This window comes from Sphingomonas desiccabilis (genome assembly GCF_004135605.1).
GTDB lineage: Bacteria > Pseudomonadota > Alphaproteobacteria > Sphingomonadales > Sphingomonadaceae > Sphingomonas > Sphingomonas desiccabilis.
Genome location: NZ_SDPT01000004.1, coordinates 1 through 26,571 on the forward strand (window position 1 = coordinate 1; position 26,571 = coordinate 26,571).

The 26,571-nt window shown below is 65.7% G+C and carries 20 protein-coding genes and 1 pseudogene; 10 read left to right on the plus strand and 11 right to left on the minus strand.

Features of this window, described 5'->3' with window-relative positions; all coding sequences use genetic code 11:
- From EO081_RS15905 to EO081_RS15925, 5 genes are all read left to right on the plus strand, one after another.
- A partial coding sequence (locus EO081_RS15905; RefSeq protein WP_129343391.1) for a TonB-dependent receptor occupies positions 1-1,618 on the plus strand: 1,618 nt, incomplete at its 5' end.
- A 75-nt stretch (positions 1,619-1,693) separates the two neighbouring features.
- Complete coding sequence (gene phoA, locus EO081_RS15910) at positions 1,694-3,100, plus strand: alkaline phosphatase (RefSeq protein WP_129343393.1); 1,407 nt, start codon at positions 1,694-1,696, stop codon at positions 3,098-3,100.
- Between the two features lie 219 nt (positions 3,101-3,319).
- Positions 3,320-4,756 carry a CYTH and CHAD domain-containing protein gene (locus tag EO081_RS15915; RefSeq protein WP_240697735.1) on the plus strand — a complete coding sequence of 479 codons (1,437 nt, stop codon included), beginning with the start codon at positions 3,320-3,322 and terminating at the stop codon, positions 4,754-4,756.
- Positions 4,757-4,997: 241 nt separating this feature from the next.
- Complete coding sequence (locus EO081_RS15920) at positions 4,998-7,628, plus strand: TonB-dependent receptor (protein ID WP_129343397.1); 2,631 nt, start codon at positions 4,998-5,000, stop codon at positions 7,626-7,628.
- A gap of 3 nt (positions 7,629-7,631) precedes the next feature.
- The gene (locus EO081_RS15925; RefSeq protein WP_240697736.1) at positions 7,632-8,720 is read left to right on the plus strand and encodes a Ca2+-dependent phosphoinositide-specific phospholipase C; all 1,089 of its coding nucleotides are present in this window, start codon (positions 7,632-7,634) and stop codon (positions 8,718-8,720) included.
- Between the two features lie 191 nt (positions 8,721-8,911).
- On the opposite strand, the pseudogene EO081_RS17120 reads toward EO081_RS15925, so the two are convergent.
- Positions 8,912-9,193, minus strand: a pseudogene (locus tag EO081_RS17120) (hypothetical protein); the annotation flags it as partial.
- 744 nt (positions 9,194-9,937) lie between these two features.
- Here EO081_RS17120 and EO081_RS15935 point away from each other — a divergent pair.
- Entirely contained in the window at positions 9,938-11,143 is a 1,206-nt protein-coding gene (locus tag EO081_RS15935) for a cation:proton antiporter (protein WP_129343398.1), read from the plus strand.
- An 87-nt stretch (positions 11,144-11,230) separates the two neighbouring features.
- Here EO081_RS15935 and cyoD read toward each other — a convergent pair whose 3' ends face one another.
- The 5 genes from cyoD to EO081_RS17215 form a co-directional block, all read right to left on the minus strand.
- On the minus strand, positions 11,231-11,614 hold the full coding sequence (gene cyoD, locus EO081_RS15940) for a cytochrome o ubiquinol oxidase subunit IV (protein WP_129343400.1): 384 nt from the start codon (positions 11,612-11,614) through the stop codon (positions 11,231-11,233).
- The gene (gene cyoC, locus EO081_RS15945; protein WP_129343401.1) at positions 11,611-12,309 is read right to left on the minus strand and encodes a cytochrome o ubiquinol oxidase subunit III; all 699 of its coding nucleotides are present in this window, start codon (positions 12,307-12,309) and stop codon (positions 11,611-11,613) included. Before cyoC ends, cyoD begins: the two co-directional genes overlap by 4 nt.
- On the minus strand, positions 12,306-14,321 hold the full coding sequence (cyoB, locus tag EO081_RS15950) for a cytochrome o ubiquinol oxidase subunit I (protein ID WP_129343553.1): 2,016 nt from the start codon (positions 14,319-14,321) through the stop codon (positions 12,306-12,308). The genes cyoC and cyoB overlap by 4 nt, the downstream gene beginning before the upstream one ends.
- Positions 14,321-15,250, minus strand: coding sequence for a ubiquinol oxidase subunit II (gene cyoA / locus EO081_RS15955; RefSeq protein WP_240697737.1), 930 nt, complete (start codon positions 15,248-15,250; stop codon positions 14,321-14,323). The genes cyoB and cyoA overlap by 1 nt, the downstream gene beginning before the upstream one ends.
- 98 nt (positions 15,251-15,348) lie before the next feature.
- Positions 15,349-15,609, minus strand: a complete 261-nt coding sequence (locus tag EO081_RS17215; RefSeq protein WP_129343403.1) for a GMC oxidoreductase — start codon at positions 15,607-15,609, stop codon at positions 15,349-15,351.
- Between the two features lie 90 nt (positions 15,610-15,699).
- On the opposite strand from EO081_RS17215, the gene EO081_RS16925 reads away from it, so the two are divergent.
- From EO081_RS16925 to EO081_RS15975, 3 genes are all read left to right on the plus strand, one after another.
- Positions 15,700-16,041, plus strand: coding sequence for a hypothetical protein (locus EO081_RS16925; protein ID WP_165284660.1), 342 nt, complete (start codon positions 15,700-15,702; stop codon positions 16,039-16,041).
- Between the two features lie 527 nt (positions 16,042-16,568).
- Positions 16,569-16,784, plus strand: coding sequence for a hypothetical protein (locus tag EO081_RS15970; RefSeq protein WP_129343405.1), 216 nt, complete (start codon positions 16,569-16,571; stop codon positions 16,782-16,784).
- Positions 16,785-16,956: 172 nt separating this feature from the next.
- Entirely contained in the window at positions 16,957-19,374 is a 2,418-nt protein-coding gene (locus tag EO081_RS15975; RefSeq protein WP_129343555.1) for a membrane-bound PQQ-dependent dehydrogenase, glucose/quinate/shikimate family, read from the plus strand.
- A 357-nt stretch (positions 19,375-19,731) separates the two neighbouring features.
- On the opposite strand, the gene EO081_RS15980 is transcribed toward EO081_RS15975, so the two are convergent.
- From EO081_RS15980 to EO081_RS15995, 4 genes are all read right to left on the minus strand, one after another.
- Positions 19,732-20,670 carry an NADP-dependent oxidoreductase gene (locus EO081_RS15980; protein WP_129343407.1) on the minus strand — a complete coding sequence of 313 codons (939 nt, stop codon included), beginning with the start codon at positions 20,668-20,670 and terminating at the stop codon, positions 19,732-19,734.
- A 43-nt stretch (positions 20,671-20,713) separates the two neighbouring features.
- Positions 20,714-22,705, minus strand: coding sequence for a protein-L-isoaspartate(D-aspartate) O-methyltransferase (locus tag EO081_RS15985; RefSeq protein WP_129343409.1), 1,992 nt, complete (start codon positions 22,703-22,705; stop codon positions 20,714-20,716).
- Positions 22,706-22,708: 3 nt separating this feature from the next.
- Positions 22,709-22,897, minus strand: a complete 189-nt coding sequence (locus EO081_RS15990; RefSeq protein ID WP_129343411.1) for a DUF3008 family protein — start codon at positions 22,895-22,897, stop codon at positions 22,709-22,711.
- Between the two features lie 78 nt (positions 22,898-22,975).
- Positions 22,976-24,784, minus strand: coding sequence for an AsmA family protein (locus tag EO081_RS15995; protein WP_240697738.1), 1,809 nt, complete (start codon positions 24,782-24,784; stop codon positions 22,976-22,978).
- Positions 24,785-24,971: 187 nt separating this feature from the next.
- Here EO081_RS15995 and EO081_RS16000 point away from each other — a divergent pair, with 187 nt between their 5' ends.
- Entirely contained in the window at positions 24,972-26,003 is a 1,032-nt protein-coding gene (locus tag EO081_RS16000; protein WP_129343415.1) for a sodium:calcium antiporter, read from the plus strand.
- A gap of 169 nt (positions 26,004-26,172) precedes the next feature.
- Here EO081_RS16000 and EO081_RS16005 read toward each other — a convergent pair whose 3' ends face one another.
- Positions 26,173-26,562: a four-helix bundle copper-binding protein gene (locus EO081_RS16005; RefSeq protein ID WP_129343416.1), complete on the minus strand. Its 390-nt coding sequence runs from the start codon at positions 26,560-26,562 to the stop codon at positions 26,173-26,175.
- Between the last annotated feature and the right edge of the window lie 9 nt (positions 26,563-26,571).

A 26,571-nucleotide genomic window follows, 5' to 3' on the forward strand; every position in this document is an offset into this window, starting at 1 on the left:
CTATCGCCAGTTCGGCGGCGAGATGAACTGGCAGACCGGCAGCTGGAAGATCAGCGCGCTGGGCGGCTATTCGGGTGCCAAGAAGACGCTCGACTTCGCCAACCTCAAACACGTCGCCTATGCGCCGTCGCGTACCCGCTATACCGAAAATGGCGGCGAGACGATCCCGAGCGACAATCCGAAGACGATCGACATGTACAATGCGCCGGACAGCTATCTGTTCGAGGCGTATGAGACGACGCGCGAGCGTATCAAGGACGACAAATATGCCGCGCAGCTCGACATCAGCCGCGAGTTCCAGTCGTCGTTCCTGAAGCGCTTCAACTTCGGCGGCCGCTACACCAACAAGGCCAACGAGCGCGAATATGGCGAGGAGAAGATCCAGGGTCCGGCGCGCGGCAGCACGGCATATGTCGGTAAGCGCACGCTGGCCGACAGCCCGCTGGAGTCGGTAACCGAGATCGTCGGCGGCAAGCACTATCAAGCGCGCGACCTCGACTGGGCGCAGGTCTCCAACGACTATGCGCGCGACTTCTTCCGCCCGGACGGGTTCGAGACGCCGTTCGACGACGGGCAGTATTACAAGGTCCGCGAAGAGACGATCGCCGGCTATGCCATGGCCGACTTCGAGTTCGAGCTGGCGGTGCCGGTGTTCGTCAACCTGGGCGGCCGCTACCTGAAGACCACGGTGAAGTCGGAGGGCTTCCACCAGGTCCAGAACCCGGACGGCTCGACCGGCTATACCGACGCGCCGGTGTCGAGCGAGGGCAGCTATGAGAAGTTCCTGCCCGCGATCAACGCGCATGCCGAGCTGACCGACAGCCTCATCCTGCGCGCGGCCGCTTCGAAGACGCTGATCCGCCCGGCGCTGACCGATCTTGCATACAAGCGGACGGCAAGCTGGAACAGCTTCCGCTTCACCGACGGCAACCCGAACCTGAAGCCGACCCTGGCCGACCAGTGGGAAGTCGGCGTCGAAAAGTATCTGGGCCGCGGCGGCATCCTGGCGGCGTCCTACTTCTGGAAAAAGATCAAGGGCGTCGTGCAGAGCGAACTGACCGGCGTGGTCGAGGACGTGACCAAGTACAACGCCAACGGCACGATCGACGGCGTCTATGACTTCGACGTCTATCAGCCGGTGAATGCCGAGGGTTCGTACAAGGTAAGCGGCGTAGAGCTGAACGCGGTGATCCCGTTCTCGATGTTTGCCGACTGGGCCGAGGGCTTCGGCATCAACGCCAACGTGACCTTCCTGGACAGCTCGCTGACCGGGCAGTCGGACCTGGACATCGCGACTTCGCCGATCGGCCTTGCCGACAACACCTACAACGCCACCGTGTTCTATGAGCGTGGGCCGGTGTCGCTGCGTGTCTCGTACAACCGCAAGGGCGCCTATGTGGAGCGGATCGAGCGCAACATGTATCCGGTGTACCGCAATGCCTATGGCCAGTTCGACGCGTCGGCGAGCTACCAGCTGACCCCGAACTTCCGCGTGGAGCTTCAGGGCATCAACGTCGGCAATGCCAAGACCACCGGCTACACCATGGATCCCTCCTTCCCGGCGACTTACGAATTCTCGGGAAGCCGCATCAGCCTGGGCGTGCGCGCGCAGTTCTGATCGATCTCAGCCCCGCCGTGGCCGCGGCGGGGCTGCCGTCCCCAAATGCAGTTTCGTCCCCGGAGTACCCTGTTCATGAAATCCCGCATCCTCGTCGCAGCACTTGCTGCTCTCACTAGCCAGCCGATCGCGGCACAGGACGCTGCTCCGGACCTGTCGCGAGCAGCGCGCGGCGACGTGCGGGAGCCGGGCGGGGCGCGCCGCCTCCCCGGCGACATGCGTGAGACCTACGCCAAGCTCTCGACCGAGGGTGAGGTGCGCAACGTGATCCTGCTGATCGGCGACGGCATGGGTGACTCCGAGATCACGCTCGCCCGCAACTATGCCGAGGGTGCCGGCGGCTATTTCAAGGGCATCGATGCGTTGCCCTTCACCGGCCAATACACGCATTATTCGCTCGATCGGGAGACGGGGAAGCCCAACTATGTGACGGACAGCGCGGCGTCGGCGACCGCCTGGGCCTCGGGCGTGAAGAGCTACAACGGCGCGATCGGCGTCGACATTCAGGGCAAGCCGCACCGGACGCTGATCGAGCGAGCGAAGGCGGCGGGGCTCGCCACCGGCGACGTTTCGACCGCGGCGATTCAGGACGCGACGCCGGGCGCGCAGATCGCGCACGTGACCCGGCGCAACTGCTTCGCCCCGGCGGAGACAAGCAAGGATTGCCCGCAGAATGCGCTGGAGAATGGTGGTGCGGGCTCCATCACCGAACAGCTGCTCGACACGCGCGCCGACCTGGTGCTGGGCGGCGGCGCCGAGAGCTTTGAAGAGACCGCCAAGGCCGGCAAGTGGAAGGGCAAGACTCTGTTCCAGCAGGCGACGGCGCGCGGCTTTCGCGTCGTGCGTAACGCAGTCGAGCTGGATGCGGTGACCCGCGCCGACGACAAGCAGCCTCTGATCGGCTTGTTTGCGCCGGGCAACATGCCGGTGCGCTGGACGGGGCCCAAAGCGAGCTTCCACGGCAACATCGACAAGCCGGCCGCGACCTGCCAGCCGAACGCCGCGCGTACCGCGGCGACCCCGACGCTGGCGGCGATGACGAAGAAGGCGATCGCGCTGCTCAAGGATCGCCCCAAGGGCTTCTTCCTGCAGGTCGAGGGTGCATCGATCGACAAGGAAGATCATGCCGCCAACCCATGCGGCCAAATCGGCGAGACCGTCGACCTGGATGAGGCGGTGCAGGAGGCGCTGGCGTTCGCAAAGGTCGACGGCCACACGCTGGTGATCGTCACCGCCGATCACGCCCACACCAGCCAGATCGTTGGCAACGGTACCCGCGCGCCCGGCTTGACGGCCGCGCTCAATACACGAGAGGGCGGCGTCATGACGGTCAACTACGGCACTGCCGAGGAAGGCTCGCAGGGGCATACCGGGACCCAGCTGCGCATCGCTGCCTATGGCCCGCGTGCGGTGAACGTAAGCGGCCTGTTGGATCAGACTGACCTTCACTACATCATCCGCGACGCGCTGGACCTGCGGTAGGGGTTTTCCGCCGGTCAGTTGGCGCGTCCTGCGACCGGTGAACGCCGCCGCCTCGTTCAGGCCCGCAGGGCGGCTCGCCCCCCTGCCCTCCTATGCCGGGCACAATTCCCCACGCGCGCCGTTGTCTTTGCAGCAGGAACCGCACCGCGATGGCGCGACCCGGCTAGGCCGCAGAATTCACTTCAACGAGGAGGGCAGTTCCGGGTGCGTGAAGTTGAATTGAAGCTCGACCTGACCGGTGCCGCCGCAGATGCTTTGGACGCCGCCGGAATCCTGGGCGCCACGTCGAAGGTCCGGCACATGCAAGCCGTCTACCACGACACGCCCGAGCAGGATCTCGCGCAAGCGGGTGTCTCCTTGCGGATTCGGGCGGCGGGGGACGAACGCATCCAGACGATCAAAGCCGATGGCGCGGGAAACACCGGCCTGTTCGCGCGGTCTGAATGGGAAAGACCTGTCGACGGCGACGCACCGATCCTGGACGACGCCACGCCGGTCAAGGCGCTGGTTGGAGACCGCATCCACACCATCACGCCGCAATTCGAGGTTCATGTCGAACGCCGTGCTTGGATCCTGTCGGAAGAAGACGCGGAGATCGAGGTCGTGCTCGATCGGGGCGAGGTGCTCCGGGGTGATCGCCGGGACGCGATCTGCGAACTTGAACTGGAGCTCAAAGACGGCGCCCCCGCCGCACTCTTCACCCTAGCCAGGAAGATCGACGACATCGTTCCGGTCCGGCTTGGCGTCCTCACCAAAGCGGAGCGCGGCTACCGTCTTTCGGAGCCGGTGCGCTCGGTCTTCAAGGCCGAGCCAATCGCGCTCAACAGCGAGATGACTGCCGCTGTGGCTTTCCAGCACATCGCCCAGGCGTGCATGCGCCAGTTCCGGCTCAACGAGGCTGTCCTTCTCACCGACCCGGGTCCGGAAGCGCTGCACCAGACCCGGGTTGCGCTGCGGCGCCTTCGTTCTGCCTTTTCGATCTTCAGAACGCTGTTCTCCGCCGATCCGGACGCTGACCGGCTCCGTGGTGAACTGCGCTGGCTGGCGGGCGAATTGGGGCACGCTCGGGACTTGGACGTGCTCCTGGCTCGCGCCTCCGCCGGAGCGTTGCACGATCGGATCCAGAAAGCGCGCGAAGAAGCGTACGGGAACGTGGATTCTGCGCTCTGCTCAGGGCGCGTGCGCCGGCTCATGCTGGATCTGACGCAATGGCTCACCGACGGGCCGTGGTTGCTGGCAGCCGACACGCAGGACCGCCGAAGCGAGCCGGCACGGGAGTTCGCCGCCGCGGCGCTCGAGCGTTTCAGGAGAACGGTGAAGAAGCAGGGCCGTAACCTTGGGAAGCTCGACGACGAAGCACGGCATGAACTGCGCAAAGGCGCCAAGAAGCTGCGGTACGCCAGCGAGTTCTTCTCTGTCCTGTTCGAGGCAAGGCGCCGCCGCTACCAGAGCTTCATCGCGACGCTGGAAGAGCTACAGGACCAGCTGGGAGCTTTGAACGACCTCGCCACCGCTCCGCAGGTGGTCTCGAAGCTGGGCATCGGCGACGATCCCGGGGCGGACGCACTCCTGGGAACCGGGAAGCGGAAAGCACTGATCGGTGCTGCTGCAGAGGCGCATGACGCGCTCGTGGATGCAAAGCGCTTCTGGCGGTAGGCAGGGAAGAACGGACCCGCCAGGTGGCCTTGCGAAGCCAGCAGCAGTGCAATGCCGCCGCGGCATCGCGAGAAAAGCCTGTTTCGGCAAACCGGGATCACGGCGGCCACCTTGGCGTGCAAGTGTCTCTTGAACAACTAAAGAATGTAACACGTCCGTAACGGATGCGCCCTTCCCGCGCAACAATCCGCCTCCACAGGCACCTCGCCGACGCTGCCGCGCCGGAGGGGGAGATCCAAGAATGTCGCTACGTCACCGCCCGCTTCGGGCCACGCTGCCCTTTACCCTGCTCGCGCTCGGAGTAGTGGAGCCCGCCTTTGCCCAGACCGCGGCCGGTGACGGCGAGCCAGCGGTGACCGAAGCGCAGCCTGAGGAGATCGTCGTCACCGGTTCCTATGCCCGCAGTCTGGCCGCGGCCACGGAAACGAAGCGGCAGGCGGCCTTTGGGGTGGACTCAATCAATTCGACCGACATTGGTAAATTCCCCGCTCAGAACGTGGCTGAGGCACTGCAATTGGTCTCCGGGGTCGCGATTACCCGCCCCCGCGGGGAAGGCCTGTACGTCAGCGTCCGCGGTCTCGGGCCGCAGTTTCAGAGCACCTTGCTGAACGGTCGCTCGGTCGCGATCAACGATCTGATCGAGAACGGTGGCGCCAATGGCCGCCAGTTCCGGTTCGAGATGCTGCCGGCCGAATTCGTCTCGCAGATCGACGTGGTGAAAACCCCGACCGCCGATATGACCGAAGGCGCGCTGGGTGGGAACATCGACGTCAAGACCTTCCACCCGCTCGATATTGGCACCAAGACGACGCTCAATCTGCGGGGCACCTACACAACGCTGGCCGAGAAGGTGAAGCCGAACGCCACCGCGCTCACCAGCTTCAGCAACACCGACGAGACGCTCGGCCTCCTGATCGGCGCACAATATTGGGGCAAAGGGGTCCGAAACGACCGCTGGTACCAGGCCGGTTGGAATCTCGACAAGTTCGTCGCCGATCTTGGCAGGGGTTATTACACTCCCACCCGGACCCGCCCGACGGTTGAGACCGAAGACCGTAAGCGCCTCTCTGGCATTGTCTCGACCCAGTGGCGCCCCACAGCCGAGCTCGAGACGACGCTCGACGTGCTGGCGACGCGGCTCGACGTCGCCTATGACGAATATGGCCTCGACATCTACCCGGACGATCCGGGCACTTCGATCGTACCGGGATCCGTCAAGCTCGACGGCAACACCGTGGTTGGGGCGACGATCAACAACGTACGTTTCATGGCGTCACGGGAGTACAGCCTCAACCGTCACGACCTAATCACCATCGGCCTCAAGCAGAGCTGGAAGCCCGAGCACTGGGACATCTCGGGCAACATCAATTGGTCATACGCGCACAGCTTCCATCCAAGCTACGCCGAAGGCACGGTCCGGAGCCGCGCGATGTTCCTTGCGCCGCTCACCTATGATGCCTCCGGCGGCTACAAGGTGATCCCGACCTTCACCACGCCCGTCGATGTCAACAACCCGGCGAACTACGTCCTCTATCCGTTCAACATCGCGCCCAAGAACAGCAAGGATTGGGACACCTACGCCCGCCTGGACGTGGGTCGCGAGATGGACGGCTTCCTGACCAAGATCGCTGCCGGCGGGGAATATCACTGGCGCAAGCGCGACTATCGGCGCCGCGACTTCAACGTGACGCCGCCGGCGAGGACCCCGCTGACGAGCCTCCCGAACGGCTATGAGGCGATGCCGTTCGACAACTTCCTGAGCGGTGTATCCGGCAACGGTCCGCGCCATTGGGTCGTGCCGATCACCAGCGCCTTCTATGACGCCTTCTTCACCGATGCGGTGGCGAATGCCCCCCTCACCCCGGGCGACCAGCGCGCCTCCTACGTCGTCACGGAAAAGACGGCGAGCGGCTATGTCCGTGCGGATTATGGGTTCGGGCTCGGTGGGATCGACATCACCGGTAACCTGGGTGTGCGATACGTCCACACCGATCAGGTCGCGAGCGGCACCCTTACGATCGGAACCGCGCCGACGCCGGCAAGCTTCCCGCAGACCTTCAACAACTGGCTGCCAAGCTTCAACCTGCGCGCGGAGCTCAGCCCATCCCTGGTCGCACGCCTTGCGGCTAGCCGCGTCTTGACCCGCCCGAACGTCACGCAAAGCGCACCGCAGATCAGCGTCTCCACGGACGCGCCCACCGCGAGCGGCGGCAACCCGGAGCTGCAGCCGTTCCTTGCGACCCAGTTCGACGGCTCGTTGGAATGGTACTTCAACCGCAAGGGCTCGCTCACCGGGGCGTTGTTCTACAAGGCGATGGACGATTACATCACCGCACAGAACATCAACGTCGAGATCCCGGGCCGCGGCACGGTGCTGCTGAGCACCCAGGTCAACGGAGGCGATGCCAAGGTCTACGGATTGGAAGCGGCCTACAACCAGGTGTTCGACTTCCTGCCGGCCCCTTTCGACGGGCTGGGCTTGCAGGCCTCGTACACGCACACCTCCGTCGAGGCGAACTACACCGCTGGCGCGCGTCCGATCGAAGATCAGCTGATCGGCCTTTCGAAGAACAGCTTCAACGTGGTCGGCTTCTATGACTATGGGCCGTTCTCGGCTCGCCTGTCCTATGTGTGGCGCGACAAATATCTTGCGGGCACTGGCAGCACTACCCAGGCTCCGACCTATGTCGATGCGTTTGGATCGCTAGACGGAAACCTCTCGTTCCGCCTCAGCGACAAGACGATGCTCAGCCTCGAAGCGATCAACATCGCTGGCGCCAAGCAGTACAGCTACAACGACGACGAACTCCGGTACGGCGAGATCAACTATTGGGGTCGGACCATCTTGTTCGGCGTGCGAACGGAGTTCTGAGGGGTGAAGGCACTCTTGCTCGCCGCCGCGGCACTGGCGCTCAGCGCTAGTGCCGCCCCCCTTGCGATGAACGACGTTCAGACCGTTGGATCGCACAACAGCTTCAAGGCACGAATTCCTTCTTCAGTGATGGCAAAGATCAAGGCGATCGAGCCACGGCTGGCGGAGGGGCTGGACTATTATCATCTTCCGCTCGCGCGCCAGCTCGACGCAGGTGTCCGTCAGCTTGAACTCGACATCTTCGCGGACCCGCAGGGCGGGCGCTACGCGGAACCCGAAGGTGAGGTCTGGGCGCGTGCCGCAGGTGAGCGCACCGGCTTCGACCGCGCCGCGATGCTCAAGCCCGGTTTCAAGGTCTTCCATATCCCAGATGTGGATTATCTAAGTAGCTGTCCGACCCTGGTTCGCTGCCTGAGCGAAGTCGATCGCTGGTCGCGAGCCCATCCTAACCATCTGCCGATCATGATCACGATCAACGCCGCGGACACACCCTCAAACCGCCCCGGAATTACCACCCCGCTGCCCCTCGACAATGCAGCACTGCTCGATGCACTGGACGCCGAGATCCGGTCGGTGCTGCCGGGCAAGCGGCTGATCACGCCCGACGAGGTGCGGGGCAATAGCGCGACTCTTCGGGACGCAGTGCGAAGCCGCGGCTGGCCAGAGCTGTCCGCGACCCGTGGACGAATTTACGTGCTGCTCGATGTGCGGGCCGCCGTCTCCGACGCGTACCGCGCTGGGCGTCCTTCCCTGGCCGGACGGGCTATGTTCGGCTGGTACTCGGACGACCAGCCCGAGTCTGCGATCCAGATCGTCCAGGATCCGCTGGTGGACGGCAGGAAAATCCGCGACTGGGTCGCTGAAGGTGTGATCGTTCGCACTCGAACCGATGCCAACACCGTCGAAGCACGTGGCCGAGACTACGCGAAGGCGAGAGCGGCGATGGCAAGCGGTGCTCAGGCGGTGAGCACAGACTATTATCCTGGAGCGCCGGACCCGCTGCATACGGCTTTCGTAATTACGTTGCCGCAAAAAGCGATGGCGCGGTGCAGCCCAGTGCGCGTGACGGCGGGATGTTCGTTGAGGCCGTGACCGCACAGGACTGGCGGATACCCGCCGGTGCGGGAGTGAGCCGTGCGCCGGGTCGGTTCGGCTTTTCCAAACCAACGGTGCGGTTGGCCGAAATGGGGGACTCGGGGGCGACGGCTGTCATGCACCCCTTTCCGCCCTGGCATCGGGCCGCTCCCCACCCGGACCAGCGGCTCGCGGCTGCCGACGCCTCATCAGCAAGGAGCAAAGCGCCGTGCTGGCCGCGCACTCGCCCGGCTCTTGGCCGCCGATTTTGCGCCGTACCGCATGACGATCTTGGGATCTCGCCAACGATGCGGCTGCATGATCGCTAGCAAGCTCTCACCGGCCGCAAAATTGTCCTGGGCGACGGCGACGCGGATCGAGTGGCTCGATACCGCGGCAACCCAGCGCTCCAGCTCTCCTTGCGTCATTGGCCGGAACAACTTTTTCGCGGATACCGCGCGGATCCGTCGCTTGTAGACCAGCGAGATCGAGAGTTTCTCTCGCTGTCGACCAACGCGCGTCAGAATGTCGCCGACCGGGGAGGGGCACGGTCTGCCGCATGAAGCACCCGCGTTCGTCCTTGATGGCATCCTGCACGGCATCGCTGCCGTTCGGGGGCATGCACTCCGCCAATAAGCTAAAGTGGGCAACGCCCCGCAATGTTCATGCAGGCGAGCAGCTTTGCTTCTGATCCAAGTTTTGCCGTTCCCGGCCGGCCGCTTTCGGCATCTGCTTTGCCGATCTAGAGTGGTCGAGAGTGGGCGTTAGCTGCCTAGCCAGTCCGGGCGTCCGCTTGCGTCCGATCGAACCGCGAGAGGTGAGTGGATCGCTGAAAGATCGGCGTTCTGATAGCTGCATCGTCAAGGAGCAGTCGACGTAAACTCATGGCCTGAACATTGACGGCTCTATCTATTCCGCCCAGTTTCACGATATCGGAATGCTCGGAGGACACCATGAATACTGCAGTTTGGATTGCACTCGGCGCGGTAATTCTGGGTGTGTTTTCGACGTTTCTCGCGGTTGCTGCGGGGCGGAAAGCTAAAGCAGCTGACCAGCAAAAACGTAGATAGCTCGCCGTTCCCACCGCCGCCGACCGACACCAACTTCGACATCGATTTAGATCGACGAGACTGTCCGGGGTGTTGGTGCGTTACCCGCTACCCGGCACAACAGCATGTCGAGCCGAGGCATGGCTGGGGCGTGAGGGGCTCAAAAAGACGCATGGGGCGGGACCAATGAACAAGTTCGGCTTCGAGCAACTGGGGCTGGTCCTGGTCATCGCTTCGCTGGTGGCGATGCTGTCTCGGCGGATCGGGCTCCCGTACACGGCCGGGCTCGTGCTCGCAGGGATGGCTCTGGCCCTGTTTCCGGCCGGTGCCGATCTGCCGCTGTCGCGCGAGTTGATCTTCAACGTGTTCCTGCCGCCGCTCATCTTCGAGGCCGCGCTGCAGCTCAAGTGGCGCCGCTTTCGCGAGCAGATGCCGCTGACGGTGGTCCTCGCCTTTCTGGGCGTCGTCCTCTCGGCCGTTGTAGTCGCTGCCGGGATGCGCTGGGCGTTGGGCTGGAGCTGGCTGGGGGCCGCATTCTTTGGCGTGCTGATCGCGGCTACGGACCCGGTGTCGGTGATCGCCGCGTTCAAGGAGATGCGCGCGGAGCCGCGGCTCCGGATCGTGGTCGAGTCCGAAAGCCTCCTCAATGACGGTGTCGCAGCGGTTGGCTTCGCGCTCCTCGCCGGCCTTGCAGCGGGTCAGTCGCTCGAGGCGGGATCCGTGGCGGCATCGTTCAGTTGGACGGTGTTCGGCGGCCTGGTGGCAGGCGCGGCGGTGGCCGGCCTGGTCCTGCTCATCGCCGGCAGGACGGAAGACCATCTGGTCGAGATAACCCTTACCACGATCGCCGCCTGGGGCTCCTTCCTCGCCGCGGAGCATTTCAATGCCTCCGGCGTGTTCGCCGCACTCACCGCCGGAATGATCGTCGGGAACATAGGCTGGATGGGGTCCATCTCCGACGCAGGGCGCAGCCATGTGGTCGGCTTCTGGGAATTCGCGGCCTTTCTCGCGAACTCGTGCCTGTTCATCCTGATCGGCAGCCACGAAGCGCATCAGCCGATCGCGCTCTTCAGCACCGCGCTCGGGCTCGCCATCGTGCTGACGCTTCTTGGCCGAGCAGCCGCTGTTTACCCGCTCGCACTCCTGTTCCGATCAACGGCGCTGCGGCTGCCGACCACCTACCAGCATGTTCTGGTCTGGGGCGGACTTCGTGGCGCGGTGGGACTGGCGCTCGCGCTGGCCTTGCCCGAAACGGTCGGGGAACGCGCGGAGATCGTGGTGCTGACGTTCGGCGTCGTCGCCTTCTCCATCTTCGTCCAGGGCCTTACCATGCCGCCCCTGATCCGGCGCTGGCAGCTCACCCGGCCGGCCGGCACTGCCGACGAGGACTGAGGGTTTCGTCTCCGGCAGCAAGCGCCGGCGGAACGAGGATGTCAGCGCGGGGGCATGCCCCTCGGGGGACGGGGCGTTCCCTTGGGCTCAACGCATGTGCTGGGCCATGTCGGCGGGCGCCATGTGCATGTTGTGGTTGAGGTGCGTCATCACCCACACCGACCCGGCGACCACCAGCAGCACGATCAGCACCCCGAAGGCGAGCGCAATGATGTTGTTCGCATTGTCCGGACCGCTCGTCACATGGAGGAAGAAGACCAGGTGGACCCCCATCTGCGCCACCGCCAGCACGACGATCGCCACGGGTACCGCGGGGTCCCAGATGACGTCGGTGGACGCGATCCAGAACGACATGGCAGTTAGCAGCACCGCCAGGAACAGGCCGACGGTATAGCCGGTGGCCCCCTGCGGCCCTTCCGTGTCCGGCGATTCCCCGCCCGGGATCGTGTCGCCATGATCGTGGTCGTTCATCCGAGGTTCCCCAGGAGATAGACGATCGAGAACACGCCGACCCAGACGATGTCGAGCGCGTGCCAGAACAAGTTGAAGCACAGGAGGCGCCGCTCCACCTCCGGCCGGAAGCCGCGCGTGGCGATCTGCGCCATCATGGTTGCCAGCCAGAGCAGGCCGATGCCGACATGGAGGCCATGGAGCCCCACCAGCGCGAAGAAGGCCGACAGGAAGGCACTGCGCTGCGGCCCCGCCCCTTCGGCGGCCAGAGCGGCGAACTCCTGCACCTCGATGCCCAGAAACACGAGGCCCAGAACCCCGGTCGCCGCCAGCCATAGCTGCGTGCTGCGCCCATGGCGACGCGCGGCGGCGATGCTGCCAAGCCCGCAGGTGTAACTGGACAGGAGCAGGCACCCGGTCTCGATCGCGAGACGCCCACGATCGAAGATCTCGGCGCCGCTGGGGCCGCCCGCGGTCTCGCCCGCCAGCACCGCATAGGCCGCGAAGAAGGCCGAGAAGAGGACGATGTCGGAGAGCAGGTAGATCCAGAAGCCGTAGCCGACGACGATCCGCTTCGACGCGGGCCCGCCTGCGCCATGGCCGGTCGCCTCGCCATGATGGCCCCCGTCATTGCCATGGCCGCCACGCCCGCCGCCCAGGGCATAGGGATCATGCGGCGCGCGGAAGCTGGCGGGGTGCGGCGCGGCGGTGCTCATGCCGGGACCTCCCGGTCGCGCTGCGTCTCCAGCCAGGCATGGCGGGCGGCGCGGCGGGCACGGTCGGCCTCTGCCACCACGCTGGCGGGTACCTCATACTCCTCCTCCTTGCGCCACGCGAAGACGGCGAAGGTTGCATAGGCGCCGACGAAACCCAGGGCCGCCAGCCACCAGATGTGCCAGATCAGCGCAAAGCCGATCAGCGTCGCGAAAAAGGCGGTGACGAAGCCGGTGGCACTGTTGCGCGGCATGTGGATCGGTTCATAGCGCGGCTCGGGTCCCAGCCGCTGCGCCTCGATCGCCTTCTGCTTGATGCCCCAATACACCTCCTCGCCGTGCACGTCGGGCAGCACCGCGAAGTTGAAGAAGGGCGGCGGCGAGGCGGTCGACCATTCGAGGCTGCGTCCGTCCCACGGATCGCCGGTCGCATCGCGCAGCCGATCGCGGTGCCGGATGCTGACGACGAGTTGGACAACCTGCGCGGCAACGCCCAGCATCATGAAGCCGACGCCCCCAAGCGCGACGTGGAGCCACGGCACCCACTCGTCGACCTCAGTGTGCTGGAGGCGCCGGGTCATCCCGTCCAGTCCGACGACGTAGAGCGCGCCGAAGGTCAGCACAAAGCCGATCACCGAGGGCCAGAAGGCGATCCTGCCCCATGTCTCGTCGAGCTGGAAGCCGAACGCCTTCGGGAACCAGTAGGTGTAGCCCGCAAATGCGCCGAACACGACGCCGCCGACGATCACGTTATGGAAATGCGCCACGAGGAACATCGAATTGTGGAGCATGAAGTCGGCGGGTGGCACCGCCAGCAGCACGCCGGTCATCCCGCCGATCACGAACGTCACCATGAAGGCGAGCGACCACAGCATCGGCGTCGGGAAACGGACGCGGCCGCCATACATGGTGAAGAGCCAATTGTAGATCTTCACACCCGTGCCGACCGCGATGACCGAGGTGGCGATACCGAAGGCTGCGTTCACGTCCGCCCCCGCGCCCATGGTGAAGAAATGGTGGAGCCAGACCAGGAACGAGACGACGACGATGAACAAGGTCGCCGCGACCATCGAGCGGTATCCGAACAGCGGCTTGCCCGAGAAGGTCGAGAACACCTCGCTGAAGATGCCGAACGCAGGCAGGATCAGTATGTAGACCTCCGGGTGCCCCCAGGCCCAGATCAGGTTCACGAACATCATCATGTTGCCGCCGGCATCGTTCGTGAAGAAGTGAAAGCCCATGTACCGGTCGAGCGTCAGCATCGCGAGCGTGGCGGTCAGGATCGGGAAGGCCGCGACGATCAGCATGTTGGAGCCGAGCGACGTCCAGCAGAACATCGGCATCCGCAGGTACGACATGCCTGGTGCGCGCATCTTCAGGATTGTGGTCACCAGATTGACGCCGGACATCAACGTGCCGACGCCCGAGATCTGGATCGCCCACAGATAATAGTCGACCCCGACGCCGGGCGAATAGGTCGTCTCCGACAGCGGTGCATAGGGCAGCCACCCGGTCCGCGCGAACTCGCCGACGACAAGGCTGACATTGACCAGCAGCGCCCCCGCCGCGGTCAGCCAGAAGCTGACCGAGTTGAGCGTCGGGAACGCCACGTCCCGCACCCCCAGCTGCAGCGGAATCACGAAGTTCATCAGCCCGATGACGAAGGGCATCGCGCCGAAGAAGATCATGATCGTCCCGTGCGCGGAAAAGATCTGGTCGTAGTGCTCCGGCGGCAGATAGCCCTGAGCACCTCCGGTCGCCATCGACTGCTGCGTGCGCATCATGATCGCGTCGACGAAGCCCCGGATGAGCATCAGAAGCGCCAGCATCGTGTACATAATGCCGATCCGCTTATGATCGACGCTCGTGATCCACTCGCGCCATAGATAGGGCCAGTGGCCCGCCCGAGTGATCCAGGCCAGCACGCCAAGCATCCCGACCCCAATGGCGCCGGCGGCGACGAGCGGGATGGGCTGGTCAAAAGGAATCGCCGACCAGTCGAGTTTACCTAGCATCATCTGATCTCCGGCGTTCCGGGCGACACGTGCGGGTCGCCGCCGCGACCCTCTTGCGGGCCGGGTGCGGGCTTCAGCCGCTGCATCACGATCGCCTCGAACAGCCCGGGCTGTGCGGCGCGATAGCTGTAGGGGCGCACGTCCTGACTCTGCTGCGCCAGCGCGGTATAGGCAGGGGCATCGAGCACCGGCCCCGCCCCCTGCGTCCGCGCGACCCAGGTGGCGAAGTCTGCCGCCGGCATCGCGTCGACCGCGAAGTTCATGTCGGAAAAGCCGTCGCCGCTATAATGCGCCGACTGGCCATAGACGCGGCCTGCCCGATCCGCGCGCAGGTTCACCTGCGTCTCCATGCCGTTCATCGTGTAGATCATCGATCCAAGCCGCGGCACGAAGAAGGTGTTCATGACGCTGGCCGAGGTCAGCCGGAACCGCACCGGGACGCCGACGGGCAGCACCAGCCTGTTGACCGTGGCCACCCCTTGGCCCGGATAGATGAACAACCATTTCCAGTCGAGCGAGACGACCTGCACCTCCAGCGGCGGGGCGGTCTGCCCGGCTGCAGCCTTGACCGGGCGGCGCGGGTCGAGATCGTGGCTGCCGACCCAGATCACGCCGCCCAGGAACAGGATGACGAGGATCGGGATCGACCAGACGATCATCTCGACCCGGCCGGAATAGACGAAGGTCGGGCGATACCGTGCCCGCGGATTGCCGGCGCGGAACCACCAGGCGAACGCCAGCGTGGCGAGGATCGTCGGCACCACGATCGCCAGCATGATTGCGAGCGCGTTGTAGAGGATTTGCCGGTTGGCGGCGGCGATCGGCCCGTCAGGCGCGAGGATGCTGGCGGGTGAGCATGCCGAAAGCGCCAGCAGGATGGCGGGGGCGAGGAGCCGGACAGCCCATCCCCCCCGCTTCCGCAGAAGCAATGACCGATGCGGTCTTGGTGCGGTGTATGCCGGGGCGCGCTCGGCACGACGGCACTCGCCCCTGGTGCGTGCACCGAGGCGAGCCGTTCCCGCCACTCTCAAGCTGCCACTTCTTGCCGGAAGAGTTCAAGCCCGCGGCTCGCCAGGGCCATGGTCGCCGCGTTGGTGCTGCCGCTGACGATATTGGGCATGATCGAAGCACCGATGACTCGCAAATTGCGCACGCCGCGCACGCGCAATCGCGGGTCGACCACGGAGGGGCTCGCCAGGCGACCCGCGAGAAGGCACCCCGCCGGCCCTGCCCCTACGATGATGACGTGATGGATATCGCGTCGGCCAGGACGGGAACCGGTTGCCATAACGCATTCACCTTCACCCTTCTTGCGACGATTCTTGTCGATCCCGGATGGCGGGCGTGCAACCTCATAAGTTAGACAAGGATATCCGAATTGCCGCCATTCCAACAATTAACCGAGTTATCGCGCGGAGGGGTGATAAACAGCACTTCCCTGCTGCTCATCCACAGGCCAAATAACCGCGCCCACGCCGAAGGCGATCAGCGCCTCGACAAGATTTTACGCACCGTTGCTCCCCATCCTGTGGCTCCTGATCGCTTTGCTCGCCTGCCAAGTCTGAACTGCCCGCCTGGCGTGCCGTTCCAGGTTCCAGACGATTCAGTCGCTCGCGAAAGTACGGGGCAGAAGGTTCTGGAAGATCTCGCGCTCGACGAATGCCTGCTGTATCCGGGTGCCGCGGCTCGCCTTCGCCCGCCGGCCTCTCGCCCGTCGTGATCTCGCCATTTGCAAGGCGGCGAGCACGAAGCAGGACGGCACCCGCTTCCCGTCAGTCAGCACGGTGCAGGCACTGCACTGGCCGCGGCCACAGCCCTTTGGCGCGCGTATGGCCGACATGTTTGCCAACGCGCCGGGCAGAACGACCGGCGGGATCGACCGAGAGCAGGTGGTTCGGCAAATCCAGCCAAGACCGCCCGATGTTAGCGCTGTTCAGAAGGCCAGCCGCAAAAGGACCGTCTCCGATTTGCGTTAGAAGAGGCGACCTGGGCTCCTACCGCGGCTCGGATGGCTTCATACCGTCGCGGCCTGCCAAGCCCGGCAGGGGGATTGCCTGAACCGACGCGTCGTGCCGGAGCAAGCAGGTGGCCCTGCGCAGAGCAGCGCGTCTGCTATAGCATGCACACCGGCTGCCGTTCGAATGTGCCTGAGCGCCTGTCAGCAGCACCCAAATACTTTGCCGGTCAAAGCCATTCATGGAACGGATGCATGCTCCGTCCATTCACGCGTTCGTGAGGAGCGCGAGCATGACCACGACCAAGCACGGCAAGTCCGAAGGCGAAGGCCCGTTCACCAGCGACTTGGAGGATGATCCCGGCATCGGCCAGTCTCCTGGGCTGCTGCGCACCGGTGCAGATCCGGACGCGCTCGAAGCAGACAACACGCAGGAAGGCGACGTCGAGAATGACGCCGGCGTCCATGGCGAAGCACGCAAGGGCGATCTCGGCCGATCGAACCCATAGCTGATCTTGGGCCTCCGGTCCCAGGTCCCTTGCAGCAACTCAAACTTCGATCCGACCGGAAAGGGCGCTGCGCGCTGGCGAAGCAGCACAGCTTGCGTGGCAACGGTCGTCGTGAAGGAGCCCCGTCGTGACCGACTCCAGAACCTCTTCCTTTGGCAGTCCCCCTTCGCGAGTGCAGGCGGGTCCAGAGACACGCCGGTGGGGTAGCTGGGGTTCGATCGTCGTCGGCGCCGTGATCGCGCTGATCGGACTGATCCTGGCGGCGGGAGGCGCGTGGCTCGCCGTGCTGGGCGGGTCCCTCTATTATCTCATCGTCGGCCTAGCCATGGTGCTGGCAGGCGCCCTGCTCATCAAGGGGCGACTTGCGGGCGGCTGGCTGTATCTCGGCATCGTCGCCGTCACCTTCATCTGGGCCTGGTGGGAATCGGGTCCGGACGCCTGGGCGCTGGTGCCGCGGATCGTCGCGCCCGTCGTGCTGCTGGTCGCCGTGCTGCTCGTGATGCCGACGCTGAGCTGGCGGCGTAACCGCTGGCAGCTGGCGCTGGGCGGCGTGGCGGCGGCGGTGCTGGTCACTGGGGTGAACCTGTGGGTGGCAGACGCCAATGCGCCCAATCCGATCTGGAGCCAGCTGCCCGCACCCGGCACCGCCGGGATGGCGGATCCGTCCGGTCAGCAGGTCGGCGCCGACTGGCCGGCCTATGGCGGCACGTACAGCGCCCGGCGCTACTCGCCGCTGGCGCAGATCAATCCGGCAAACGTCGGCAAGCTGGAGCGGGCGTGGGTAATCCACACCGGCGACCTGCCGAAGTCCGAGAAGATCCGGAACACCTATGGCGCGGAGACGACGCCGCTGAAGATCGGCGACACGCTCTATCTGTGCACCCCCAAGAATATCATGATCGCGCTGGAGGCGGCGACGGGCCGGGAGCGCTGGCGCTACGATCCCAAGGTGCCGGACGAGGCGATCCCTTATACCGCAGCGTGCCGCGGCGTCGTCTATTATGCGGTTCCGGGCATGGCAGCCGACCAGGCTTGTGCGACCCGGATCATCGAAGGCACGCTGGACGCGCGCCTGATCGCCGTGGATGCACGCAGCGGCCGGCTCTGCCCGGATTTCGGCACCAACGGCCAGACGGACGCGAAGGTCGGCATGGGAGAGGTGCCGCCGGGCTTCGTGTCGATCAATTCGCCGCCCACGCTGGTGCGCGGGGTGCTAGTGACCGGGCATCAGGTCCTCGATGGACAGGACCGCTGGGCGCCTTCTGGCGTGATCCAGGGCTTCGACGCGCGCACCGGTCAGCTGCGCTGGGCGTGGGACATGATGAACCCGCAGTGGAGCGGCTATCCGCCCGAGGGCCAGACCTGGGCACGCGGCACCCCCAACATGTGGACGATCGCGTCGGGCGACGAGCAGTTGGGTCTGGTCTATCTTCCGATGGGCAATGCGGCGGTGGATTATTATTCCAGCCTGCGCCGACCCGAGGAGAAGCGGTTCGCAACCTCGCTGGTCGCGATCGACGTGACCACCGGCAAGCCCCGCTGGCGCTTCCAGGCGGTGCGCAACGACGTCTGGGACTATGACTTCGGCGCGCAGGCGACGCTGGTCGATTTCAAAGGCACCCCGGCGCTGGTGTTGCCGTCGAAGCAGGGCGACATCTATGTGCTGGACCGGCGTAACGGCCGCGCGCTGACGCCGGTGGGGGAGATCCGTGCCCCCTCCGGCGGCGTCGAGCCGGAGCAGCGCGCCGCCACGCAGCCGGTGTCGCTGTGGCACACGCTGCGCAAGCCCGACCTGACCGAGCGCGATATGTGGGGCATGTCGCCGATAGACCAGATGATCTGCCGCATCCAGTACCGCAAGGCGAGCTACAAGGGCTTCTTCACGCCGCCCGAGGCCGGGCGTCACTCGATCGAATACCCCGGCTATAACGGCGGCACCGATTGGGGCGGCATCGCGATCGACCCGCAGCGCGGGGTGATCGTCGCCAACTACAACGACATGCCCAACTACGTCACGCTGGTGCCCCGCGCCGAGGCGAACAAGCGGGGCTGGGCGCCGCGCGATCAGGCGCGCGGTGAGATCGGCGGCGCGGAGGGTGCCGGCGATCCGCAGGCGAACACGCCCTATGCGGTCGACGTGAATGCCGGCTGGCGCAATAAATTCTGGCCTTTCTCGAAGAACGGCACCGGTATGCTGTGCAAGGAGCCCCCCTATGGCGGCATCCGGGCGATCAACATGGCCGACGGCAAGATCATCTGGGACCGTGCATTCGGGACCGCACGCACCAACGGGCCGTTTGGTATCCCCTCGATGCTGCCCTTCACCATCGGCACGCCCAACAACGGTGGCGCGGTGGTGACCGCCGGCGGACTGGTGTTCATCGCCGCAGCCACGGACAATCTGATCCGAGCGATCGACCTGCGCACCGGCAAGACGATCTGGCAGGATGTGCTGCCGGGCGGCGGCCAGGCGACGCCGATGACCTATGAAGCGAACGGCAAGCAGTATCTGGTGATCATGGCGGGCGGACACCACTTCATGGAAACGCCAGTCAGCGACGCGCTGATCGCCTATGCGCTGCCCGATTGAGGCAGCTGCCCGGGAGCAGGACGCGAAGCGCACCCTGCTCCCGGCGACGGGCAGCTGGTGCCCCGGCAGGTACCAAGACCGACAGAATGCAAGTTTGGCGGCGTATCGTTCCGCTCCTACCCGTGGATCCGACCTAGCTCGGCTTTCGCCGGATCCGGTAATCGGGCGGAATCCCATACGAGGGGAGCATGCGAGCCCTGCTCCCCTCTTCTCCCAGTTGGTCGGCTGCAGCCACATCCCGCGCGATCCGCACGGCAGCTAGAACGCATCCGGCGAGAACGGGCCTGCCCGCCCCCCCGACACCCGCATGAAGGGGACCATGTAAGTCCGATGCGGTAGCTGGCCGACCTGCCTGACTCAGAAGGTCAGCACGATCTTGCCGCGGACGTGGCCGTTCTCCAGCCGCTCGTATGCAGAGTGCGTGTCTTCGACGGGGAATACCTCGGCAACCTCGACCTTTACCTTGCCCGCGTCGATCAGCGCCGCGATTTCGCCGAGCTGCTTCGTGTTGGCCTGTGCCAGCCAGCGTTTCGGCACGCGGATGTTGCGGTCCCTGCCGGTGCCGGGTTCGGCGACATCGAGCGTGGAGACGAGCGTGCCGCCGTCGCGCAGCACGGCAAAGGACCGGGCCTGCGTCTCGCCGCCGACCAGATCGAGCACGAGGTCGATGTCGGTCGCGACGTCCTCGAAGCGCTGGTTCTTGTAGTCGATCGCCGTATCCGCGCCGATCGAGCGGACATAGTCCAGATCGTCCGTCCCCGCGGTCGCGAACACCGTCGCGCCTTTTGCCTTTGCGAACTGGACCGCGAGGTGTCCCACGCCACCGGCACCGCCATGGATCAGCACGCGTTGACCCGCCTGCAAGCCGCCGTGGTCGAACAGCCCCTGCCATGCCGTCATCCCCGCCAGCGGCACCGCGGCCGCATGCAAGAGATCGGTCGAGGCGGGCGCGGCTGCAAGCTCCAGCGCCTTCACCACCACATATTCGCTCTGCCCGCCGCGATCGAAGCCGATGAAGGCGAACACGGGATCGCCCTTGCGGAGCATATAGTGCCCACGCGTGCCGACCGCCTCGATCGTCCCGGCAAGGTCGCGGCCGAGGATGGCGGGCAGCGCGTCCTCGCCGACCGGCGGGAACTCGCCCTCGCGCGTCTTGTAGTCGACGGGATTGAGGCTGGCGGCGGCGACCCGGACCAGCACCTCGTCGTCCTTGGCCTGGGGGATCGGGACCGGCTCGACCCGCAGCACCTCCGGCCCACCAAATGCGTGCACCCGTACCGATTTGCTCTCGTGCATCTGCGCCTCCTGAAAGTTGGGCAGCCCTCTCGTGGGCCGATCGTCACTCGCCGAACGGATAGGTCTCGGGCATGCCGCGATGGTGCTCCGGACCCAGCGGCGTCACGGCGCGGGTCGTGTCGAACCACACATAGGCGTCAAACTGCTCGGGCAGGATCGCGTCGCTATAGTGGCTCCAGCGCTCCGTGTCGGGGCGATAGATGACGCCGATGAAACGCTCCAGCCGCGGCTCCGCCAAGGCGCGCCGCAGCGCCTCGTGCCGTCCGGGCGCAAGATCGAGCAGGAACCGCTCGGTGCCGCTGTCGTGGCATAGCCGCTCGTAGCTGTCGCGACGGGAGGGCTTGACGCGCTTCACCTCCATGTCGCCGTCCCAGTCGGTCGCTGCGGCCACGGTGCCGCTATGGGTGCCGAAGCCGATCGACGCGACCGCATCGCCCCACTCCTCGCGGCAGAGCTGCCCGATGTTCAGCTCATCCCGCACCTGCCCCATGTCGGTCGCGCGGGCATCGCCGATGTGGCTGTTGTGCGCCCAGACGATCGCCTTGGCGTCCGGCCCCTTGGCGTCCAGCAGGTGGCGCAGGGTTTCGAACATGTGCGTGTCGCGCAGATTCCAGCTCTCCGCGCCGCCATAATACATGATCCGATAGTAGCGCTCGGCCGACGCGACCAGCCGCGCGTTCTGCGCCGCGTCCAGGAAATCGTCGCCGTCCTCCGCCGCATAGTCGAGCTGCTTCCTGAGCAAAGCCTGGCACTGCTCGATCACGGCCCGCTCGCACTCGGCATAACCGCGGCTGAGTGCCGCGCGGCCATAGGTCGCCGGGTTCTTCTGCCAGGGCGTGAGGCATCCGTACCGCTCGCGCGCCGCGGCACCGGCTTCGGGATCGATCCGGTCCAGATAATCGAGCACCGCGCCGATCGACCCGGACATGTTGTAGATGTCGAGCCCGTAGAAGCCGGCGCGGTCGTGCATTGGCCTGTCGGCATTGTGCGCGTGCATCCAGCGGATCAGCGCCTGGACGTCGGTGTTGCGCCACATCCAGGTGGGGAAGCGCTGGAACGGCTTCTCCGCGCCGGGCCGCGGCTCGCGATGGCGGATAAAGCGGTCGACGGTGGCGGCATCCGGCCAGTCCGCCTCGACCGCGACGATGCTGAAGCCGTGGTGCTCGACGAGGTGCCGGGTGATAGCGGCACGCGCCTGGTAGAATTCGCTGGTGCCGTGGCTCGCCTCCCCCAGCAGCAGCACCCGGCGATCCGCGAACCGGTCGAACAGGCGGCCGAATGCCGGATCGTCGAATGCAGGCAGCGGCTCTGCCGCTTCGGCAATCATCTCCGGCAGCGTCTGCTTGCGCGAAGCGCCGGGGGTATGGTTGCTCGCCGAACGGCTGCCGTCCTCCGGCCAGCCATGGGCGCCGATCAGCGGCACGAACGTGACGGCGCCCAGGTTCTGCTCCTCGAATCGATCCTGGGTGATGCGCGTCACCTTGCAGAGCTTCTGGTCGCCCCGTTCTCCCACCGGCACGATCAGGTGCCCGCCGACCGCCAGCTGCTGCTTCAGCAGATGGGGTATGTCCGGCCCGCCGGCGGACACCAGGATCGCGGCGAACGGCGCTTTGGCCGGAAGTCCACCGCTGCCGTCGCCACTCACGATCTGGACGTTGTCGTAGCCGAGCGCCTCGATCTGCGCCGCCGCTGCGGTGCCGAGCTGCGCATGCCGTTCGACGGCGAACACCTGATTGGCGACCTGGCCGAGAACGGCGGCGGCGTAGCCGGATCCGGCTCCCACCTCCAGCACCCGATCCTGCCGCCCGATCTCGGCCGCCTCGATCATGGCCGCCACAATGAACGGCTGTGAGATCGTCTGCTCCGCCCCGATCGGCAGGGGCGTGTCCTCATACGCGAATTCGACGAGCGCCTCCGGCACAAAGCGTTCGCGCGGCACCGTACGCATCGCGGCGAGCACTGCCGTATCGCGAATGCCGCGCCGCGCGATCTGCACGTCCACCATCCTGGCGCGGGCGGCAGCGAAGTCCGCCATGGTTCAGCCCTTGCTGTCGTGCTCGGACTTTCCCTTGCGCTTCGTGTGCGCCAACTCCTCCAGCTGCTTCTCGCTCATGGAGTCCTCCATGCTCTTGGAGGCACCTTTCAGCTTCGACTTCGGGGTGTCGCCGCGCTTGGCGCTGAGTGCGGCACCGGCGGCCTTCTGCTGGGCGGCGGATTTTGCGGGCATTTCCACTCTCCTTCTGACCGGTCAACGCGCTGGGACAGCCATGGTGCCTCACCCGAGGCCGAGATTGCGTCCGGCCGTTCAGCGCAACGCCTGTGTCGAAAGCGCCGCGCAATCGGCGTCGGTGGCGAGCGCGCCCTGCCGGCCGGTAATCGTACGACCAACCGCCTTGAGGATGTTGCCCACGGACTTGGTCTCGTACGGAATGGCGAGCCGGGGAGCGCTCAACGAGCCGGTGAGATGGGCCTCGCCCGGCAGGCGCAGCAGGCTCTTCTGCTTGGGGGCGCCTGTCAGGCGGATGGCGATCTGCTCGCGCGGGAACTGGATCGAGCCGCTGCCGACGAGCTGGCTCGCGCTCGTATCGACGATCAGCGAATTCACCCTTCCCTCGCCGCCGCTGACCGGCAGTTGCAGGACCAGGCAGCGCAGCGTCGCTCGCGCATCCTTGTCGGCCGTCAACGCACCGGCCACGTCGAAGCCGAGCGCTTCCGCGTAGCGAGCGGGCAGCGCGCCGTCCCGCACGACCAGTCCCACCCGGCCGTTCGAGCGACCAACCGCCTCGCGGATGGTATCGCCGCGACCCGTCAGCCGCGCACGCGCCTGCACGCGGCCCGTGACGGGCCCGACATCGGCGAACAGCCTGAGCTGACTGCCTTCCACCGAGAGATCGAGCGCAAGCGACGGATGCGCGGCGCCTCCCCGCTGGTCGACCGTCGCGCGTCCCGTCGCCTCGCCACCGGAGAAGCCGAGGGTGAGCGGAGCAATCTCCAGCCGCTGATGATCCAGCACCAGTTTGCCGCTCAGCCAGTTGAGGGCAGGATCGCCGTTCCGGCTCGTCACCCGATCGATCCGAATGGTGAGTGTCCCGTCGAGCTCGTCGACATTGGCGAGGTTGATCCGGGTGTCGGGGATGACACGCGGCCCGATCCTCTGCTGGCGTGCCCGTCGCTCGGCGAGCCCCTGATCGGACGAAAGATCGTCGAAGTCGAACCGGCGGGAGGCGATCTCTCCGTCTAGCTTAGTGCGATTGTCGCGTTTCTTCACGACGACCCGGCCGGCGATGTCGGAGCGGCCGATCGTCCCCGCCAGCTTCGTGATCGTCCAGTCCCGCCCGTCATGACGGACATGCGCCTTGAGCGCGACAGGCTGGGTGCGGAAAAGGCCCGCTTCGATCACGGCGTCCACCAGCTTGAGGTCGGCGGCGCGCGTGTCGAGATCGAGCGTCATGTGGCTCGTGTCGAGTGGGCGGTCCATCGTCCCGCGCGCGTGCATCATCAGCGCCTCTCCATCGATCCGCGCCCGGAACGGCCAGGGAACCTGGCGAGACCGGACGATCGGGGCACCGGTCACGGCGATGCGAACGGGCGCGCCGCGGATCATGCCGTGGCCGACCGCGCGAAAGCCTTGCCCGTTCGAGGCGACGCGAAGGGTCGTGTGCCGGTCCTGCTTGGCGTCCTGGTAGTGGATGACGCTGTTGCGCACGGTCACCGCTTCCAGGCCGATCCCGTCGCCGCTCCCCTCCCCCTCTCCTTCGCGCGACCAGTTGGTGCGTCCGTCCTTTGTTCGAACCAACGCCAGCCGGAGACCGCTGATCTCGATGTCGCGTGGTTTCACCGCGCCGGTCAGCAGCGCCCATGCAGGGAAGGTAACCCGCGCCTCCTGCAGTCGCAGAAAGTCGCCAGAACCGGCCCATCCGGCCTGTGGAATACGGACTTCGCGAAGTGCCACGGTGGGGTTGAAGCCGATGTGGTCGACCCGCTCTAGGCTGCCGATGAAGACGGGGCGTTCGAAATGCTTGCTCAGCCGGTCCGCCAGTACTGCTCGCAGGACTCCCCAGGGAAAGAGCGCGATCACGAGCAGTGCAAGGACCAGCACGACCGAGCCGCTCAAGATCCATCGACGAACCGTGCCCGTGCCCCCATCTGCCATCAAGCACGGACGTGCGACAGTCCAAGATGTTCCCTGATCTTCGTCGCGTCGAAACTCGGCTGGATGCCGAGGCGTCGACGCGCAACATTGCGGAGTGCTGCGGGTTGTTGGGGCGAAGCAAAGTACCCTGCCTGGAGCGAAGTTCCTCATGACCGAACTTGTTGCCGGGCTGCCGCTCGCCGCGCTTGTTGCTCTCTTTGCGGCCGCCGCAGCCGTCGTCTGGTGGGCAGGGACGCACCTGACGACACAGGTCGACCAGGTCGCCCGACGCTTTGATTTGGGCCAGGCGTTTGCGGGCATGGTGCTCTTGGGCGGCATCACCTCGCTGCCGGAACTGGCAGCGGTCAGCACTGCGTCCATAAGCGGCGACGCCACGCTGGCGGTCAACAATCTGCTCGGCAGTGCGGCGGTGAACATCCTGCTTCTGGTGATCGCGGACATCGTGTTTGGTCGAGACGCGCTGACCCGCGTCGCGGCACAGCCGGGCACGTTGATGCAGGGCGTGCTGGGCATGATGCTGATGGGCGCGGTCGCCTGCCTGGTGCTGTGGGGGGACCTGTCCGTGGGCGGCGTAGGGCTAGGGGCGGTCGGCGTCGCGGTGGCGTGCGTGCTCGCGATGCGGGTTTCCTCCCGCTACGAGCGGCGCGACGTCTGGCGGCGCACCGACGACGACCAAGAAAGCGCGCCTGCCCACGAGAAGTCCGATCCGCGCTCCACCGGTCGCATGCTGGCGAACCTGGCACTGCTTGGCGTCGCCATCCTGGCGGCTGGGGCGCTGCTGTCGCTCTCCGCCGACGGCATCGCGACGCAGACGGGGCTGTCCAGCGGCATGGTCGGCTTCCTGCTGGTCGCGTTCGCGACCTCCCTTCCGGAGCTGAGTTCGGTGACCGCCGCCGTGCGGGCCAGGCGCTACGAGCTGGCGGTCGGAGACGTCTTCGGAACCAACCTGTTCAACCTGGCACTGCTTCTGATAGCCGACCTCCTCAGCAGTGGCGAGCCGGTGCTGGCGGCGGCGGGCCCGTTCGAAGCGCTCGGCGCGCTGGTGGCGCTGCTGATGACGGGCGCCTTCGTCATAGGACTGCTGGAGCGAGGCAATCGTACGCTGCTGCGGATGGGCTATGATGCCATCGCAGCGTTCGCGATCTTTGTCCTCGGTGTTGCCGCCATGTCCACCCTCTAAGGGGTTCAATCCCATCCGTTGAGGTCACGCTCCTCAAGTTCGCCCGGGTCGTAAGAAGCATCCTCCTGTTCTGTATAGCCCCTAGCCGCCATGGAGGCGGAGCGAGCAGCGCTTTCGAATGACCGACCGCGCAAAAGCCCCCGTAAAGTCCACGACAGCGTCGATCGGCTCACGAAATTGTCTGTAACGCTTTTCGGCAGTCCTCAGCGCACTCGCGGCACATGTCTGCACAAAGGCGGCAATGATCGTGATCATGTTTGGCGCACTCTTCGGCACAGATCTCACACGTGCGGATGCAGGTTTCCAGCATGGCGCGTAGTACCGCTTCGTTGCTGCCGGTGCGTCGAGTCGCAACCTTCATCGTGGCCTCGCAGACGTCGGCGCAGTCCATGCACGTGCGGATGCACTGCCGCATGTCCATCTCCTCGCCCGAGCAGGCGTCAGCGCACGACGTGCAGATCACCGAACAGAACATCGCGTGACGAACCGCTGTCGCCAGATCCTCGTTCAGGTTGCCCGCGACATCGGGGTGAGCGGCAATCATCTTGTGAATGGACATGGCCTTCTC